Annotated in this window: 11 protein-coding genes; 8 read left to right on the top strand and 3 right to left on the bottom strand. The window is 67.6% G+C overall.

The features are described from left to right. Positions 1-34: 34 nt before the first annotated feature. On the top strand, positions 35-1,855 hold the full coding sequence (edd, locus tag ACNR9O_RS20430; protein ID WP_473685341.1) for a phosphogluconate dehydratase: 1,821 nt from the start codon (positions 35-37) through the stop codon (positions 1,853-1,855). Between the two features lie 25 nt (positions 1,856-1,880). Further along, a complete protein-coding gene (locus tag ACNR9O_RS20425; protein WP_473685343.1) occupies positions 1,881-2,531 on the top strand; it encodes a bifunctional 4-hydroxy-2-oxoglutarate aldolase/2-dehydro-3-deoxy-phosphogluconate aldolase in 651 nt (216 codons plus the stop codon). Positions 2,532-2,831: 300 nt separating this feature from the next. Here the strand turns inward: ACNR9O_RS20425 and ACNR9O_RS20420 are convergent, their stop codons facing one another. Further along, positions 2,832-3,230, bottom strand: coding sequence for a rhodanese-like domain-containing protein (locus ACNR9O_RS20420; protein ID WP_473685345.1), 399 nt, complete (start codon positions 3,228-3,230; stop codon positions 2,832-2,834). Between the two features lie 80 nt (positions 3,231-3,310). On the opposite strand from ACNR9O_RS20420, the gene ftrA reads away from it, so the two are divergent. Further along, positions 3,311-4,309 (top strand): transcriptional regulator FtrA, encoded by a 999-nt coding sequence (gene ftrA, locus ACNR9O_RS20415; protein ID WP_473685347.1) that lies wholly within the window; start codon positions 3,311-3,313, stop codon positions 4,307-4,309. Between the two features lie 68 nt (positions 4,310-4,377). Next, the gene (locus ACNR9O_RS20410; RefSeq protein WP_473685349.1) at positions 4,378-5,232 is read left to right on the top strand and encodes an EamA family transporter; all 855 of its coding nucleotides are present in this window, start codon (positions 4,378-4,380) and stop codon (positions 5,230-5,232) included. A gap of 40 nt (positions 5,233-5,272) precedes the next feature. Here the strand turns inward: ACNR9O_RS20410 and proP are convergent, their stop codons facing one another. Next, positions 5,273-6,769: a glycine betaine/L-proline transporter ProP gene (gene proP / locus ACNR9O_RS20405; RefSeq protein WP_473685351.1), complete on the bottom strand. Its 1,497-nt coding sequence runs from the start codon at positions 6,767-6,769 to the stop codon at positions 5,273-5,275. 353 nt (positions 6,770-7,122) lie between these two features. On the opposite strand from proP, the gene ACNR9O_RS20400 reads away from it, so the two are divergent. The 3 genes from ACNR9O_RS20400 (at position 7,123) to ACNR9O_RS20390 (ending at position 9,872) form a co-directional block, all read left to right on the top strand. Next, positions 7,123-8,724 (top strand): S10 family peptidase, encoded by a 1,602-nt coding sequence (locus ACNR9O_RS20400; RefSeq protein WP_473685353.1) that lies wholly within the window; start codon positions 7,123-7,125, stop codon positions 8,722-8,724. An 82-nt stretch (positions 8,725-8,806) separates the two neighbouring features. Continuing rightward, complete coding sequence (locus ACNR9O_RS20395) at positions 8,807-9,181, top strand: nuclear transport factor 2 family protein (RefSeq protein WP_473685355.1); 375 nt, start codon at positions 8,807-8,809, stop codon at positions 9,179-9,181. A gap of 7 nt (positions 9,182-9,188) precedes the next feature. Beyond that, positions 9,189-9,872, top strand: coding sequence for an HAD family hydrolase (locus ACNR9O_RS20390; protein ID WP_473685357.1), 684 nt, complete (start codon positions 9,189-9,191; stop codon positions 9,870-9,872). 7 nt (positions 9,873-9,879) lie between these two features. Here the strand turns inward: ACNR9O_RS20390 and ACNR9O_RS20385 are convergent, their stop codons facing one another. Further along, on the bottom strand, positions 9,880-14,370 hold the full coding sequence (locus tag ACNR9O_RS20385) for a DEAD/DEAH box helicase (RefSeq protein WP_473685359.1): 4,491 nt from the start codon (positions 14,368-14,370) through the stop codon (positions 9,880-9,882). A 186-nt stretch (positions 14,371-14,556) separates the two neighbouring features. Between ACNR9O_RS20385 and ACNR9O_RS20380 the strand changes: the two genes are divergently transcribed. Further along, complete coding sequence (locus tag ACNR9O_RS20380) at positions 14,557-16,803, top strand: TonB-dependent receptor (protein WP_473685361.1); 2,247 nt, start codon at positions 14,557-14,559, stop codon at positions 16,801-16,803. Positions 16,804-16,849 lie beyond the last annotated feature (46 nt).

Genomic DNA, 16,849 nt, shown 5'->3' with positions numbered 1-16,849 from the left:
CTTCCCTCGGAAAGAAAGTTCCCGGATTGAAAGCATGAGCACGCCACTGCATCCCGTCGTCGCCGAAGTCACCGAACGCCTGCGCGAGCGCAGCCGCGACACGCGCGCCGCTTATCTCGCGCGCATCGATGCCGCCGGCACCGCGGGGACGCATCGCGAGCGGCTTTCCTGCGGCAACCTCGCGCACGGCTTCGCCGCCTGCGGTACACACGACAAGGCGCTGCTGCGCGAAGGCCACACGCCGAACCTCGGCATCGTCACCGCATACAACGACATGCTTTCGGCGCACCAGCCGTACGAGCGATATCCGGCGCTGATTCGCGAGATCGCGCGCGAGGCCGGCATCACCGCGCAGGTGGCCGGCGGCGTGCCGGCGATGTGCGACGGCGTCACGCAGGGCCGCGAAGGCATGGAGCTGTCGCTGTTCTCGCGCGACCTGATCGCCATGGCCACGGCGGTGTCGCTGTCGCACGACATGTTCGACGGTGCGCTGTACCTGGGTATCTGCGACAAGATCGTGCCGGGCCTGTTGATCGGCGCGCTCAGCTTCGGCCACCTGCCGGGCGTGTTCATACCCAGCGGCCCGATGCCCAGCGGCATCACCAACGAACAGAAATCCAAAGTCCGCCAGGCCTATGCCGAAGGCAAGGCCACGCGCAGCGAACTGCTCGAGGCCGAAGCGGCCGCGTACCACGCGCCCGGCACCTGCACCTTTTACGGCACTGCCAACTCCAATCAGATGCTGATGGAGATCATGGGGCTGCACCTGCCCGGTGCCAGCTTCGTAGCCCCCGATACGCCGCTGCGCGATGCACTGACCGCGGAAGCCGTGCGCCGCGTGGCCGCGCTCAGCGCGCATGGCCAGGCGCATACGCCGCTGGGCCATATCGTCGACGAGCGTGCCATCGTCAACGGCGTGGTGGGACTGCATGCCACCGGCGGTTCCACCAACCACCTGCTGCACCTGGTTGCGATGGCGCGTGCCGCCGGCATCGAGCTGCGCTGGGACGATTTCGATGCGCTGTCCTCGGTTGTGCCGTTGCTGGCGCGCGTGTATCCGAACGGCTATGCCGACGTGAATCAGTTCCACGAGGCCGGCGGCATGGCCTTCCTGATCGACCAGCTGCTGGACGCGGGCCTGCTGCATGCCGACGTGCGCACCGTGTTCGGCACCGGCCTGGATGGCTACGCGCAGGTGCCGGAGCTGGACGCCACTGGCGCGCTGCGCTGGCAGCCGGTGGCGAAGGAAAGCGGCAACCGCGGCGTGCTGCGCGGTGCGGCCGAACCGTTCCGCGCCGATGGTGGCCTGCGCCTGTTGTCCGGCAATCTGGGACGCGCGGTCATCAAGGTGTCCTCGGTGCCGGAAGACCGCCAGCTGATCGAAGCACCGGCCGTGGTGTTCCACGACCAGGATGCGGTGCGCAAGGCGTTCGAACGCGGCGAGCTCAATCGCGACTTCATCGCCGTGGTGCGCTTCCAGGGCCCCAAGGCGATCGGCATGCCGGAGTTGCACAAGCTCACGCCGACACTCGGCGTGCTGCAGGATCGCGGCTATCGCATCGCGCTGCTGACCGATGGTCGCATGTCCGGTGCGTCGGGCCGCGTGCCCGCGGCCATCCATGTCACTCCGGAAGCGGCTGCGCAGGGCGCGATCGGCCGCATTCGCGACGGCGACATCATCCGCCTCGATGCGACCAACGGCACGCTGGACGTGCTGGTGGATGCCGCCGAGTTCGCCGCGCGCGAACCGGCGACCGCGGATCTTTCGTCGCATCACGTCGGCATGGGTCGCGAACTGTTCGGCCTGTTCCGTGCGGCGGCGACCGAGGCCGACCTCGGCGCCGGCGTGCTCTGACCTCTCTTTCGTGCCAGGACTTCCCATGAGCAACATCGAAACCAAGCAGCAGCACGTCGAAGCCACCCTGCGCCTGGCCCCGGTCGTGCCGGTGGTGATCATCGACGACGCCAAGGCCGCCGTGCCGATGGCACGCGCGCTGGTCGCCGGTGGCATCCCGGCCATCGAAGTGACGCTGCGCACGCCGGCGGCGCTGGAGGCGATCCGCGCGATCGCGGCGGAAGTCGAGGGCGCGGTGGTGGGTGTCGGCACGGTGCTGACGCCGCAGGATCTGCAGAATGCGCGCGCAGCGGGTGCGCGCTTCGCGGTGTCGCCCGGCGTGTCGCCCAAGCTGCTCGCTGCGGCCGATGACAGCGACCTGCCTTTGCTGCCCGGCGTGGCGACGGCTTCGGAAGCGATGCATCTGCTGGAGCGCGGCTACCGGCACCTGAAGTTCTTCCCCGCAGTGCCGGCCGGCGGCCACAAGCTGCTCGGTGCGTGGGCCAGTCCGCTGCCGCAGATCCGCTTCTGCCCGACCGGCGGCATCAGCCTGGCCAGCGCGCCGGACTTCCTGTCGCTGCCTAACGTGGTGTGCGTGGGCGGTTCCTGGCTGACGCCGGCGGACAAGCTGAAAGCCGGCGACTGGGCGGGTATCGAGGCTTTGGCACGTGAGGCCGCGGGGCTCAAGGCGCGCTGACGAGCGCTTCCTTTCTCCGCCGAGAGGGAAAGGAACAGAGGACCAATGAAGCGTTCAAGCTTCCGTTTCATCGCCCATATAAAGGCCGACCCATGAAGGGCCGGCCTTTTTACTGAAGCGGTGCGATGCATCAGTTGACGTTGACCGCGCTCCACGCCGGCGTACTGCGTGGCCGGTGGCGCCCTTGTGCAAGAACCCCTGAGGGCGGTCATCCTCTCCAGGCAGCCATCGCAAGAGCGCCGCATGCCTCGCAAGAAAATCCACGGCAGGTGCACGCAAGTCGCGCTTGCAGCCGCTCGCTCAGGCGCCGCGTTCGAGCCCGAAACCCTCGTCGATCCAGCCGGTGAGTCCGCCGATCATTTCCTTCACCGGACGTCCTAGCTGCGCGAGCTTCACCGCGGCCTTGTTGGCGCCATTGCAGTGCGGGCCGGCGCAATACACCACGAACAATGTGTCGGTCGGATACTCCGCCAGGCGCTGCTCGCTGATGGTGCGCGTCGGCAGGTTGAGCGCGCCCGGTACATGGCCGGCGGCGTACAGCGTGGGCGTGCGCACGTCGAGCAGCACGAAGTCCCTGGTCTCGTGGTTGGAGGCGTAATACACGTCGGCGCAATCGGTCTCGAAGGCGAGACGGGCCTGAAAATGCGCCAGCGCTTCGGGACTGGCGGCGGCGGGAACGCGTTGGACGACACTGCTCATGTGCGGACTCCTTGGTGGCGGGCAGGGCAAAGTCTGGGCACTGGCGGCGCGCGTGGCTATTGGCGAGAATGCCAGGCACCATGAAAAAACCGCCAAAGCGATTCCGCGCATTATCCGGCCCCGCCAATCGCGAGGTGGCAACCCTGGTCTACGACGGCCTGTGCACCTTCGAGAACGGCATCGCCGTAGAGATGTTCGGCATTGCGCGACCGGAGATGGATGACTGGTACCGCTTCACCTCCTGCGCGGTGGACCGCGGCCCGATGCGTGCCGCCGGTGGATTGCGCGTGCATGCCGATACGGGACTGGAAGGGCTGGCGCGTGCCGGCACCATCATCGTGCCGGGCTGGCGCGGCGCCGATGCGCTGCCGCCGCCGGCGCTGCTGGAGGCTCTGCGCGCGGCACACCGGCGCGGTGCGCGCCTGCTGTCGTTCTGTTCCGGCGTGTTCGTGCTGGCGGCGGCGGGCCTGCTCGACGAACGTGCCGCGACCACGCACTGGCGCTATGTCGACACGCTGGCGGCGCGTCATCCGCGCATCCGGTTGCAGCCGGACGTGCTCTACGTGGATGAGGGCCAGGTGATGACCTCTGCCGGCAGCGCAGCCGCGATCGACCTGTCCCTGCATCTGATCCGCCGCGATTACGGCCCGCGCATCGCCAACCAGGTGGCGCGCCGCGCCGTGGTGCCGACGCACCGCGATGGCGGGCAGGCCCAGTTCATTCCCGCGCCGCTGCCCGAGCAGGGCGAGGCGCTGGGCAAGCTGCTGGAATGGATGCGCCGCCATCTCGACCAGCCATTGACGATCGGCGATCTCGCCAGCCGCGCGCGCATGAGCGAGCGCACCCTGCTGCGCCGCTTCGAGGCGGCGACAGGCCACTCGCCCAAGCAATGGCTGGTGCACGAGCGGCTGGCCCGCGCGCGTGAGCTGCTGGAAGGCAGCGACCTGGCGGTGGAGCAGGTCGCCGATCGCTGCGGCTTCGGCAGCGCCGATACCCTGCGTCATCACTTCCGTCGCGCGCTGAAGCTCAGCCCGGCGCGCTATCGGGAGCGTTTCGCGCACGCGGGCGTCGTCGCCTGACCCTCTGGCGTAGTGAAGACGCCGCCACGCGGCTAAGCTCCGTCCCCGTTCCCCTCATCCTGGCCGCCATGCTCTTCATCCTTCTCGCCATCCTGTGCAGCGTGCTCGTCTCGGTGATGCTGAAGCTCGCGCGTCGCCAGGGCATCGACGTCGGCCAGGCGATCGCCTGGAACTATGTGGCGACCAGCGTGCTGACCTGGCTGGTGTTCCGGCCGCCGTTGGCGGCGCTGCAACGGGCGGATGCGCCGTGGCTTGGCTTCATCGGGCTGGGACTGCTGTTGCCGCTGATCTTCTTCGCGCTCGCCGCCTCAGTGCGGCATGCGGGCATCGTGCGCAGCGATGCGGCGCAGCGTCTGTCGCTCGTGATCTCGTTGCTGTCGGCGTTCCTGTTGTTCGGCGAAACGCTGAGCCCGCTCAAGCTCGCCGCCATCGCCCTGGGTCTGATCGCCCTGGTCTGCATGGTGTGGCGGAGCGAGGCGGCGGCGACCGACGCTCGCCGGGCCTGGCTGTGGCCGCTGGCGGTGTTCGGCGGCTTCGCCGCGATCGACATTCTGTTCAAGCGTGTCGCGCAGGCCGGCGCACCGTTCGCGGCGTCGTTGCAGGCAGCGTTCGCGCTGGCCCTGGTAGTGGCTTTCGCCGTGCAGCTGGGGCGGCACCTCACGGGCAGGACGCGCTTTACCGTGCGCGACGCGCTCGCCGGCCTGCTGCTGGGGCTGATCAACTTCGGCAACATTGTGTTCTACGTGCGCGCACACCAGGCCTTGGCGGACCGCCCGTCGCTGGTGTTCGCCGGCATGAACCTGGGCGTGGTGGCGTTGGGCGCGCTCGTGGGCACGCTGGTATTCCGCGAGAAGCTGAGCCGGTTGAACCTGGCCGGCGTCGCGCTGGCGATCGCGGCGATCGCGCTGGCCGCGCGCGGTTGAACGAGTCAGGTGCGGCGCCGGCGCCGCACCTGACCGGCGGTCAGGCCGGCTCCTGTTCCGGCGTGGCGGGTACCGGCACGTCGGTGCCCGGCAGCACCGGATCCACGGTGACTGGTTCGGTGCCGGCAAGCAGCTCGCGCGCTTCCCGCGCGGAACTCACCGACGGCGGCGAACCGCGCAGCGGGCGATTGGCCGTTTCGCGCACGAACAGCATGGTGACCAGGCCGATAGCGGCGGCGGCCATCAGATAGTAGGCCGGCACCATGGTGTCGCCGGTGCGCTGGACCAGCCACGCCGCGATCAGCGGCGTGGTGCCGCCAAACAGCGAAACCGACACGTTGAAGGCGATCGACAACGCGCTGTAGCGCACCGGCGTATAGAACAGCGCGGGCAACGTAGAGGGCATCGAGCTGGTGAAACAGGTCAGCGCCACGCCCATCACCATCAGGCCGGTGAACACCCAGATGGTGTTGCCGCTGTCCACCAGCAGCATGCAAGGCATTGACAGGAGCAGCAATGCCGCGCAGGCGCCGATGATCATCGGCCGGCGGCCGAGCCGGTCGCTGAGATAACCGCCCGCGATGTTGAGCGGCATCATCACTGCCATCACCAGCAGGATCAGCAGCAGTCCCTTGGCTTCCGGATAGCCCAGCGTCACCGACAGGTAGCTGGGCATGTAGGTGAGCAGCATGTAGTCGGTGACGTTGAACACCAGCACCAGGCACATGCACTTCAGCAGCTGGCGCCAATGCACCGCGATGAGTTCGCGCAGACCGCTGGCGGGCTTCTCGCGCTCGCGCCGGTCCAGCTCGTCCGCGTAGGCCTGGAACGCCGGGGTCTCTTCCAGCTTCAGGCGCAGATACAGGCCGACCAGGCCGAGTGGCCCGGCCACCAGGAACGGCACGCGCCAACCCCAGGCCAGCATGTCTGCTTCGCTGAGCAGCGTGGTAAGCAGGGTTACCACGCCGGCACCGGCGATATAGCCGCCGAGCGTGCCGAATTCCAGCCAGCTGCCAAGCATGCCGCGCCGACGATCCGGCGCGTACTCGGCGATGAAGGTCGCCGCGCCGCCGTACTCGCCGCCGGTGGAAAAGCCTTGCACCAGGCGCGCGACGAGCAGCAGTGCCGGCGCCCACAGGCCGATGCGTTCGTAGCTGGGAATGAGGCCGATGGAAAACGTGCCGGCGGCCATCAGAATCATCGTCGCCGCCAGCACTTTCTGACGGCCGTAGCGGTCGCCGAGCGGGCCGAACACCGCGCCGCCGATCGGGCGCACCAGAAACGCCACGGCGAAGGTGGCGAACGTGGCCAGCAACTGCGCCGTGGCATTGCCTTCGGGAAAAAACACCTTACCCAGCGTGACGGCGATATAGCCGTACACGCCGAAGTCGAACCATTCCATCGCATTGCCGAGCGCAGCGGCACCGACCGCGCGACGCACCATGGGCTGATCGACGATGGTGATGTCGTCCATGCGCATCTGGCGCGGACGCTTGAACCAGCCGAAGTGGGAACGATAAGGATGACGAGGCGGCATGCAGCTCTCCCTGTGGCGCAGACGGACGCACCGCATGCATGCGGTACGCAGGGGCGGTCGCTCGTGGCGACCCTGGATCGAGATGAGGCGAGTCCGGAAGGTGCGGCGCGCAATGGCGTGCCAGCGGTGGATTCGCGAAAGCGATGCTGTGGCATCGAACTCGTCCATCGTAACGGACGAGTGTCAAGATTTCGCAAAGTGGCGACTAAGAAAACTACCGAACGCATCGCGTGACGAGCTGCGCAACTCAGCCGTGCCAAGGGTTTCGGCACGGCCAGGCATGACTTATGGCGTGTGAAAGTAGGACTGCGCCGCACCTAAGCTGCCCGATCACCACGCTCCGAGGAAAACCGATGCGCAAGCTTCCGCTGGCCGCCGCCATCGCGCCGCTGCTGTTCGCCGTGACCGTGCATGCCGCCGACAAGCACGAGAAAGAGAAGCCGGAGGAAAGCAAGCCCGATGCGGCGCTGGTGCAGCCTCAGACATCCGAGACCACCGGTTCCGTGCGCGTCGAAGGCAAGAGCGTCGACTACAAGGCGGTGGCCGGTACCTTGGTGCTGCACGGCAGCGGCGACAAGGAGCACGAGCCGCAAGTGAGCATGTTCTATACCGCGTACTTGAAGAAAGGCGCGGATGCGGGCAAGCGCCCGATCACCTTCATCTACAACGGCGGCCCCGGCTCGGCCACGGTCTGGCTGCACATGGGCGCGTTCGGCCCCAGGCGCGTGGTCACCGCCGACGACAGCCACACGCCGGCGGCGCCCTACCGTCTGGTCAACAACGACTACAGCCTGCTGGACGCATCCGATCTGGTGTTCATCGATGCGCCGGGCGCCGGTTTCAGTCGCCTGATCGCGGCGGACGAAGACAAGAGCAAGCGCGACGAGCAGATGAAGGAGCGTCGCAAGGAGATCTACAGCGTCGATGGCGACGGGCATGCGTTCGCGCAGTTCATTACCCAGTTCCTGTCCAGGTATGGCCGATGGAACTCACCCAAGTACCTGTTCGGCGAGAGCTACGGCACCACGCGCTCGGCGGTGCTGGCGAACATTCTGGAGAACGAAGCCAGCGTGGATCTCAATGGCGTGATCCTGCTGTCGCAGATCCTCAGCTTCGACAGCAGCATCGACGGACCGCAGTTCAACCCCGGCGTGGACCTGCCCTACGTCGTGGCCTTGCCCACCTTCGCCGCGACGGCCTTCTACCATCATCGCCTGCCGCAGCAGCCGGCGGCGCTGGAGCCGTTCCTGCGCGAGGTAGAGCAGTACGCACTGACCGACTATGCGCAGGCGCTGATGGCCGGCAGCCGTCTCGATACCGCGCACAAGCAGGCTGTCGCGGAGAAGCTGCATCAGTACACCGGCCTGCCTGTGGCTTACCTGCTCAAGGCGGATCTGCGCGTCACCGGTGGCATGTTCGAGCACGAGCTGCAGGGGGACGGTGGGGTCACCACCGGTCGCCTCGACAGCCGCTTCTCCGGTCCGTCGCTGGATCCGTTGAGCAAGGACGCCGAGTACGACCCGCAGTCCTCCGCGATCAGCTCCGCCTATGTCGCGGCGTTCAACGATTACGTGCGCAAGCAGCTCAAGTACGGCGAAGGCCAGCCGTACCGGCTGTTCGCCTCGATCGATCATTGGGATTTCGCGCACAAGCCGCCGGGCGCCAACAGCGAGGCGCTGCAGCAGTCCACCAATGTCATGCCCGACCTGGCCATGGCGATGAAGACCAATCCCAATCTCAAGGTGTCGCTGCACGGCGGGTACTACGATCTGGCCACGCCGTACTTCGCGGCCGATTACGAGATGCGCCACCTGCCGGTTCCCGCCTCACTGCAGAACAACATCAGCTACGACTGGTACCCATCTGGGCACATGGTCTATGCCCACGAGGATTCGCTGAAGAAACTGCACGACAACGTCGCGCGCTTCATCGGCGAGACCGACAACGTCAAGTAAGGCGCCGCCGGGCGTCCGCGCGAGTTGGTATGCTTGGCGGACACCGGCGCCCGCCATCCCCACACCGACTCCGGATTCTTCCATGCGCGACCTGATCGATCGCTACCTCGACGCCTACAACCGCATGGACGTGCCCGGCATGCTCGCCACGATGCATGCCGGCGTGGTGTTCGAGAACTACACCAAGGGCATCTTGAGCGTGCGCACCCAGGGCGCGGCGGAGCTGCGCCACCTGGCGGAGAGCTCGCTGCACCTGTTCTCGGCGCGCCGTCAGATCATCACCGCGTTCCGCGAGCATGGGGGAGATGCCGCCACCGCGGACATCCTGTTCGAGGGCACCTTCGCCATCGATCTGCCCAATGGCGTGCGCGCCGGGCAAAGCATTGCGTTGACCGGGCGCAGCGAATACCGCATCGGCGAAGGCAAGCTGATCTATATCGCCGACTTCAGTGAGTGACGACCCGATGGCGTTGCCCTTCGACGCCGTGCTGTTCGACTGCGACGGCGTGCTGGTCGACTCGGAGGCGATCACCAATCGGGTGCTCACGCAGATGCTGATCGAGCGCGGCTGGGCGATCACGCCTGCCGAAACGATGCACATCTTCCTTGGCAAATCGGTGATGGATGAAGCCGCGTTGATCGAGGAGCGTACCGGCACCGCGGTCACCGAAGCGTGGATGGCGCTGTTCCGGCAGCGACGCAACGACGCGCTGGAGCGCGAGCTGGTGGAGATTCCTGGCGCTTCCATCGCCGTGCGCACCTTGCATCGTGCGCTGGATGGCCGTATCGCCGTCGCGTCCGGCGCCGATCTGCCCAAGGTGGAACTGCAGCTGGCCAAGGTGGGCCTGTCGGACTATTTCGCCGGCCGCATGTTCAGCGGCCAGGATCTTCCGCGCGGCAAGCCGCATCCGGATGTCTATCTGGCCGCTGCTGCCGCGTTGGGTGTGGATCCGCGCCGTTGCGCGGTGATCGAAGACACGGTGACCGGCGCCACCGCGGGTATCGCTGCCGGCGCGACCGTGTTCGGTTACAGCCCGCACCAGCCTGGGCATGCCAGCGCGGCGGCCTTGCTGGATACCGGGGTGACGCATGTCTTCCGCGACATGCGTGTGCTGCCGGATCTGCTCGCCGCATGGGCGATCGCCTAGGCGGCGCCTAGAGCGCGCGAGCCAGCGCCGGATCCGCTTCGGCCCGCCGCAACAAGGCGTTCTTCCACCGCTGCTGCTGCGCGGTATCGGCCTCCACCAGCCATTGCGGCTTGTTCGCCACCAGCGCGGCGACCGCCATGCCGTCCTCGTACAGCACGCGCGTGCCGATGACCGCAGGGAGGCGGTTGCCGCTGAGCACGGTGCCGACCAGGTTGAGCGGATCGCAGCCGCTCAGGCAAACATGCTGGTCATCGTTCGGTCGCTGGCGGATCTCACGCAGCTTGCCGATCGCTTCGGGCAAGGCGAACTGCTCGCCGACCAGCCCCTCCACGAAACGGCCGCCGCGGATCTCACCGCGCGCCTCCAGGCGGTGGTACACGCGCAGCAGTTCGCGCCAGGTCGGCAGCCAGCCGGCTTCGCGTTCCAGCAGTTTCCAGAACACCACGCCGTAGCGGCGCAGCAGCGTGCGGGCAACGTGTTCGACGGCATCGCCGCGCGCGGTGCCGCTGTTGGCGTCCAGCGCCAGCGGCGGTTTCACCAGCGACCAGCGGCCGGCATCCTCGATGCCGCTGAGCATGTGGCGGCGCAGCCGGCGGTGACGGTGTGCGTCGCGCTTGGCGGCGGGCAGCAACAGGGCGCGCAGGCCCGCGAAACTGTCGGCGGTGACGCGCCCGGCGGCGACCAGCTCGCCCAGCGCATCCTCCAGCTCGGTGCGCAGCAGATGGACGATACCCATCAGTTCGTCGAAGAACAGCGCGCCATGCTCGCGCAGTGCATCGGCCACGGCCTGGGCGCGTGACGACAACAGCAGCTCCTGCGGCTGGGCGGCGCCGGCGATGCCGTTCCATCGCGTCATCTCCTTGCGCGGCAGCAGCACGATCGGCGTGGCGCGCACGGGGCTGCTGCCGCCGGTGGCGCCGCGCAGCCGGTTCCAGCCGACACGGCCGGCGCGGCACAGGTCGTCCAGCCAGGTGATGGCGTAGTCGTCGATGCGTGCCGGCAGCAGCTCGGTTTCCCACGCGCCGGCAGCGGCTTCGTAGCCTTCCAGCTGCATGATCGCCGCAGGCAGCGCATCCGGGCCGCTCAGCCGCGCGCCCGGCGCCACATGCTGCCAATCGAACAGGAAGCGCATGAAGTCGCGCCGGCTCACCGGTTCGATCTCGCGGCGCAGGCGGCCGATGGTGTAGCGGTGGATGCGCGCCAGCAGATGGCGCTCGCACCATTCGGTCACGCTCGCCGCTGGCGTGAACAAGCCCTGCATGACGTAGCCTTCCGATTGCAGGCGGATCAGCGCCAGCTCCACATCGGTGCTTTCGACCGCGAGCGAATCCGCCAGCTGCGCCACGGTCACCGGGCCCAGGCCGACCAGGCGGCCGCGCACCATGTCTAGCAGTGCGTCTTCGCGGCTCCAGGTCTGGGCGCGGAATTCGGCCGGCGCCTCGATGGGCGGCCGCATCGTCGTTCCGGCATGGATCGCCTGCCACAGCGGCAGCTTTTCGGCCGCCACCCACACGCACCAGCCAGGCTGCGCGGCAAGGCTCAGGGCAGTGGCGCGGTGCGCCTTGGCCAGTGCCTGCAGCCAGTTCTCCCAGCCGTTGTCCGCTGCCTCGGCGGCGGTGACGAAGCCGAGCACGCTCAGCGCTTCGTGCATCTCGTCCGCGCTGCGCACTTCGGGCCACGCTTCGCCGCGCACGGCGTCGATCGCTTCCGGATCGAGCTTGCCCAGGTCCCCCGCGTCGTCCACGTCGTTCCAGCGGCGCGTCTGCACCGCCTGCGTGCGGCGTTCCTCCAGCGGCGCATCGTCGAGGTAGGCGTATGGCGCGGCGGTGAGCACCTCGGCGGCGAGCGGACTGGCGGCGGTGAGGTCGCGTGCCACCACGGTAATCTCGCCGCTCTCCAGGCCGCGCAGGATGCGCAGCAGGCCGTCTACGTCCATCGCCTCGCGGAGGCAGTCGTAGAGCGTTTGCTCGACCAGCGGGTGATCCGGAATCTGCCGCTCGCCGACGATGTTCTCCAGGCAAGCCACCTGATCGGGAAATACCGTCGCGAGCAGATCCTCGCTGCGCATGCGCTGGATCTGCGGCGCAACCTTGCGGCCCCCCTGGAAACGCGGCAATGCCAGCGACGTGGTGGCATTCCAGCGCCAGCGCACCGGGAACAGCGGCGCATCCAGCAGCGCCTGCACCAGTACGTGCTCGGCAGTGTTGGAGTGCAGGTACCGGGCCACCTCGATCAGCGGAAAACTGTGGCTGGTGGACAGCGACAGCACGATGGCATCTTCAGTCGCCGCCGCTTGCAGCTCGAAGTTGAACTGGCGGCAGAAACGCTTGCGCAGCGCCAAACCCCAGGCACGGTTGATGCGGCTGCCCCAGGGCGTGTGGATCACCAGCTGGGTGCCGCCGGATTCGTCGAAGAAGCGCTCGAACACCAGCGTGTGCTGGGTCGGCAGCACGCCGAGCGCGGCCCTGGCCTTGGCCAGGTAGTCGGCCAGTTGCTGCGCGGCCGCTTCGCTCAAGCCTAATGTGTCGCGCAGCCACGCGAGCGCGGCCGGTACGCCGCCATCGTCGAGGCGCGCGGCGATCTCCTCGCGCAGGCGCGAGACGCCGTGCGAGAGCTCGTCGCTGCGTCCGGGTGCCTCGCCCAGCCAGAACGGAATGCTCGGCGGCACGCCGTGGGCGTCTTCCACGCGCAGGCGATCGCGCTCCACGCGCAGGATGCGGTAGCTGGTGTTGCCCAGCTGGAAGATATCGCCGGCGAGGCTTTCCACCGCGAAGTCTTCATGTACGGAGCCGATCACCGTGGCCTGCGGTTCCAGCACCACCAGATAATCGGCGGTGTCGGGAATGGCGCCACCCGATGTCACCGCCGTGAGGCGCGCGCCGCGCCGTGCGCGCAGCTGCTTGTTGACCGCATCGCGGTGCACATAGGCGGCCCGGGCGCCGCGGCGCGTGGTGAAGCCGTCGGCAAGCATGCGCACGATGGCATCGAACTGCGCGCGTGGCAGGTCGCGATAGGGATGGGCGCGGCGTACCAGCGCGAACAGCGCGTCTTCGTCCCACTCCTGGCAGGCCACTTCGGCCACGATCTGCTGGGCCAGCACGTCCAGTGGGCGCGGCGGGATCGTCAGCGTGTCCAGTTCGCCGCGCCGTACGCAATCCAGCAGTGCCGCGCATTCGGCGAGGTCGTCCCGGGAACTGGGAAACAGGCGTGCCTTCGGCGTGCCGTTGACGGCGTGGCCGGAGCGGCCCGCGCGTTGCAGGAAGGCCGCGATGGAACGTGGCGAGGCCAGCTGGCAGACCAGGTCCACGTCGCCGATGTCGATGCCCAGTTCGAGCGAGGCGGTCGCCACCAGCACCTTCAGCTCGCCGCGCTTGAGGCGCTGCTCGGCGTCCAGTCGCTGCTCGCGCGCAAGGCTGCCGTGATGCGCGGCCACCGCCTCCTTGCCCATGCGCTCGGATAGATGCCTCGCCACGCGCTCGGCCATGCGTCGCGTGTTGACGAACACGAGGGTGGTGCGATGGCTCTCGGCGAGCGCAGCGAGGCGGTTATAGACCAGTTCCCAGGCATCGTTGGACATCACCGCTTCGAGCGGCACCGGCGGGACTTCGATGGCGAGGTCGCGTTCGCGCGTGTGGCCGACGTCGATGATGTTGCACCGCTTTTCCTTCTCCCCTTTGGGGAGAAGGTGGCCCGAAAGGACGGATGAGGGGCGGGTGCTCGCGGAGGATCGACGAAGCGTCGCATGCTCTGCCGCTCCCGCTTCTACGCTCCGCAGGTCCCCCTCACCCCGGCCCTCTCCCCGCAGGGGAGAGGGAGCAAGAGCAGCGTCGTCGTTTCCCTCGCCTACCAGGAACTTCGCCACCTCCTCGATCGGTTTCTGCGTCGCCGACAAGCCGATCCGCAGCAGCGGCCGCTGGCACAACGCCTCCAGCCGCTCCAGCGACAGCGCCAGGTGCGAGCCGCGCTTGGTCGACGCCATCGCATGGATCTCGTCGACGATGACCGTGCGCGTAGCCGCGAGCATGTCGCGGCCGGAGGCGGAGCCGAGCAGGATGTACAGCGATTCGGGCGTGGTCACCAGGATGTGCGGCGGCTGGCGCCGCATCAACGTGCGCTCCGCCTGCGGCGTGTCGCCGGTGCGCACGGCAGTGCGGATCGCCACGTCGGGTAGCCCAAGCGCCTCGAGTTCGGCGCGGATGCCTTCCAGCGGCGCTTCCAGATTGATGTGGATGTCGTTGGACAGTGCCTTCAGCGGCGACACGTAGACCACCGTGGTCGCGTCCGGCAGGGCGCCATCGTGCGCCAGGCCCTCGCGGACCAGGCCGTCGATGGCGGCCAGGAAGGCGGTCAGCGTTTTGCCCGAGCCGGTCGGCGCCGCCACCAGGGTGTGACGGCCTTCGCGGATAGACGGCCAGGCGGCCAGCTGCGCCGCGGTAGGCGCCGGGAAGCTGCGCTCGAACCACTGCCGGACGGCCGGGTGAAATGCTTGCAGAGACATGGGCTTGGGCTCGCCTGGAGCCGGGCGGGAAGGCCATTCTAGATGGGGGCGCGTCAGCAGGTCGGCAAGGCTGCGCAAGCATTTGCGCTTCCGCGCTTAGCAGCTTTGGATGACAATATTGCGGCACAGCAATGCGCCGGCGTACGCCGGGCACCGCTCACCGTTGCCAACTCCCAGGGAAAACCCATGTCTGTTGCTCAACCGTCGCGGTTCGCCGCGCTCGCCGTTGCCATTGCCCTCGCCTTGTCGGCTGCCGCCGTCCAGGCCCAAGACGCCGACAACCAGCCCGCCGGCGGCAAGAAAAAGCCGGTCGAACTGCAGGCGGTGACCGTGACCGCCGAGAAGCGCGTGGAGAACCTGCAGAAGGTGCCGATCTCCATGACCGTCCTGACGTCGGAGAAGCTCGAAGCCTTCGGCCAGGCCGGCGACGGCGTGCTCCAGCTCGCTTCGCGCGCGCCCAGCGTGTACGCCGAGACCTCGTACGGTCGCGAGTTCCCGCGCTTCTATATCCGCGGCCTGGGTAACAGCGACTTCGACCTCAATGGCTCGCAGCCGGTGTCGATGGTGTACGACGACATCGTGCAGGAGAACCCGATCCTCAAGGGCTTCCCGCTGTTCGACCTGGAGCAGGTGGAAGTACTGCGCGGTCCGCAGGGCACGCTGTTCGGCCGCAATTCGCCGGCCGGCGTGATCAAGTTCGAATCGCGCAAGCCCAGCCAGGAAACCAGCGGCTATGCCCGCGTCTCCTACGGCACGCTGGGCACCGCCAATGCCGAAGCGGCGCTGGGCGGCGCGCTGAGCTCGCACTGGTCCGGCCGCGTGTCGGCGCTGGCACAGCACCGCGACGGCTGGATCGACAACGCCTACACCGGCAAGAAGGACGCGCTGGGCGGCTACAACGACCGCGCCGTGCGCCTGCAGGCGCTGTACGAGAACGGCAATTTCAACGCGCTGATCAACACGCACGCACGCTGGCTCGACGGCAGCGCCATGGTCAATCGCGCCAACGCCATCGGGCTGGGTGAAAACAGCTTCGTACCCGGCTTCAGCCGCGACACGGTGTATCAGGACGGCCGCAATCGCCAGCATCTGTTTACCTGGGGCAGCAACCTGCACCTGAACTGGAAGCTCGGCGACTACACCTTCACCTCGATCACCGGCTTCGAGAAGGCCACCACCTACAGCCTTGGCGACGTGGACGGCGGCATCGCCATCCCGCACGACCCGAGCCAGCAGAAGGCGGTGACGCCGTTCCCGTCGGAGACTGCCGACGCCCTGCCGCACGATCGCCAGATCACTCAGGAATTCCGCCTGGCCAGTAATCCGCAGGATCGCTTGAACTGGCAGGTTGGCACGTACTACTTCCACGAAGACATCGCGATCAACAATTACGACTACGCGACGCTCAACAACCACGCGCTGGACGGCTATGCCAGGCAGACGCAGCGCACCAAGGCGTGGGCCGCGTTCGGTTCGGCCGACTATCGCATCACTGACGACTTCGACGTGCGCGCCGGCGCGCGCTATTCGCACGACTCGCGCACGTTCCGCGTCGATCGCCTGCTCTCGCCGATCGGCGGCGGTCCGCTGACGCTGGGTGCCGAGCCGCACGACTCGCGCTGGAGCGGCGATGTGACCGCTACCTGGACGCTGGACCCGAACGTCAACGTGTACGCCCGCGTCGCCAACGGCTTCCGTGCGCCGAGCGTGCAGGGCCGCGTGCTGTTCGCCGACTTCATTTCGCAGGCCAAGCCGGAGACGATCACCTCCTACGAGCTGGGCATCAAGACTACCGGCATGAACAACCGCGTGCGCTTCAACGCGGACGTGTACAGCTACACCATGCACAACCAGCAGCTCACCGCGGTGGGCGGCGACATCAACATCACCCGCCTGCTCAACGCGAAGAAGACCGAGGGCTACGGTGCGGAGTTCGACCTGGAGGCTTACCTCACGCCGAACTTCATCGTCACCGCCGGCGGCAGCTACAACCACACGGAGCTTAAAGACCCGACTCTGGCTGTGGCGCCGTGCGGCTCCGGCTGCACCGTGCTCGATCCGCGCAATGCCGACGGCAACGCGCTGGTCAATGGCAACGTGCTGCCGAACGCACCGAAGTGGATCGGCACCTTCACCGCCCGCTACGGCATCCCCTATGGCGACAGCGGCGAGTTCTTCGTCTACACCGACTGGAACTACCGCAGCGACGTGAACTTCTTCCTGTATGAGTCGAAGGAGTTCCAGAGCAAGCCGTTCCTCGAAGGCGGCCTGCGCCTGGGCTACAACTGGGACTTCGGCAAGCGCGAAGTGGCGCTGTACGCGCGCAACGTGACCAACAAGAAGGTCATCACCGGCGCGATCGACTTCAACAACCGCACCGCGTTCGTGAACGATCCGCGCGTAGTGGGTGTGGAGTTCCGCACCGAGCTGTAAGGCCTTGCTCCCTCTCCTCTCCCCTCCGGGGAGAGGGTCAGGGTGA

The organism is Dyella sp. CR10 (assembly GCF_055814425.1).
The sequence above is the reverse complement of the archived record's forward strand: the minus strand, read 5'-3'. Positions and strand labels throughout refer to the sequence as shown.

Excerpts from the sequence above, each read along its gene's own strand:
- ftrA (WP_473685347.1), top strand. The coding sequence starts at position 3,311 with ATGAAAAAACCGCCAAAGCGATTCCGCGCATTATCCGGCCCCGCCAAT.
- ACNR9O_RS20380 (WP_473685361.1), top strand. The coding sequence starts at position 14,557 with ATGTCTGTTGCTCAACCGTCGCGGTTCGCCGCGCTCGCCGTTGCCATT.
- ACNR9O_RS20410 (WP_473685349.1), top strand. The coding sequence starts at position 4,378 with ATGCTCTTCATCCTTCTCGCCATCCTGTGCAGCGTGCTCGTCTCGGTG.
- ACNR9O_RS20425 (WP_473685343.1), top strand. The coding sequence starts at position 1,881 with ATGAGCAACATCGAAACCAAGCAGCAGCACGTCGAAGCCACCCTGCGC.
- edd (WP_473685341.1), top strand. The coding sequence starts at position 35 with ATGAGCACGCCACTGCATCCCGTCGTCGCCGAAGTCACCGAACGCCTG.
- ACNR9O_RS20385 (WP_473685359.1), bottom strand. The coding sequence starts at position 14,370 with ATGTCTCTGCAAGCATTTCACCCGGCCGTCCGGCAGTGGTTCGAGCGC.
- ACNR9O_RS20400 (WP_473685353.1), top strand. The coding sequence starts at position 7,123 with ATGCGCAAGCTTCCGCTGGCCGCCGCCATCGCGCCGCTGCTGTTCGCC.
- ACNR9O_RS20390 (WP_473685357.1), top strand. The coding sequence starts at position 9,189 with ATGGCGTTGCCCTTCGACGCCGTGCTGTTCGACTGCGACGGCGTGCTG.
- ACNR9O_RS20420 (WP_473685345.1), bottom strand. The coding sequence starts at position 3,230 with ATGAGCAGTGTCGTCCAACGCGTTCCCGCCGCCGCCAGTCCCGAAGCG.
- ACNR9O_RS20395 (WP_473685355.1), top strand. The coding sequence starts at position 8,807 with ATGCGCGACCTGATCGATCGCTACCTCGACGCCTACAACCGCATGGAC.
- proP (WP_473685351.1), bottom strand. The coding sequence starts at position 6,769 with ATGCCGCCTCGTCATCCTTATCGTTCCCACTTCGGCTGGTTCAAGCGT.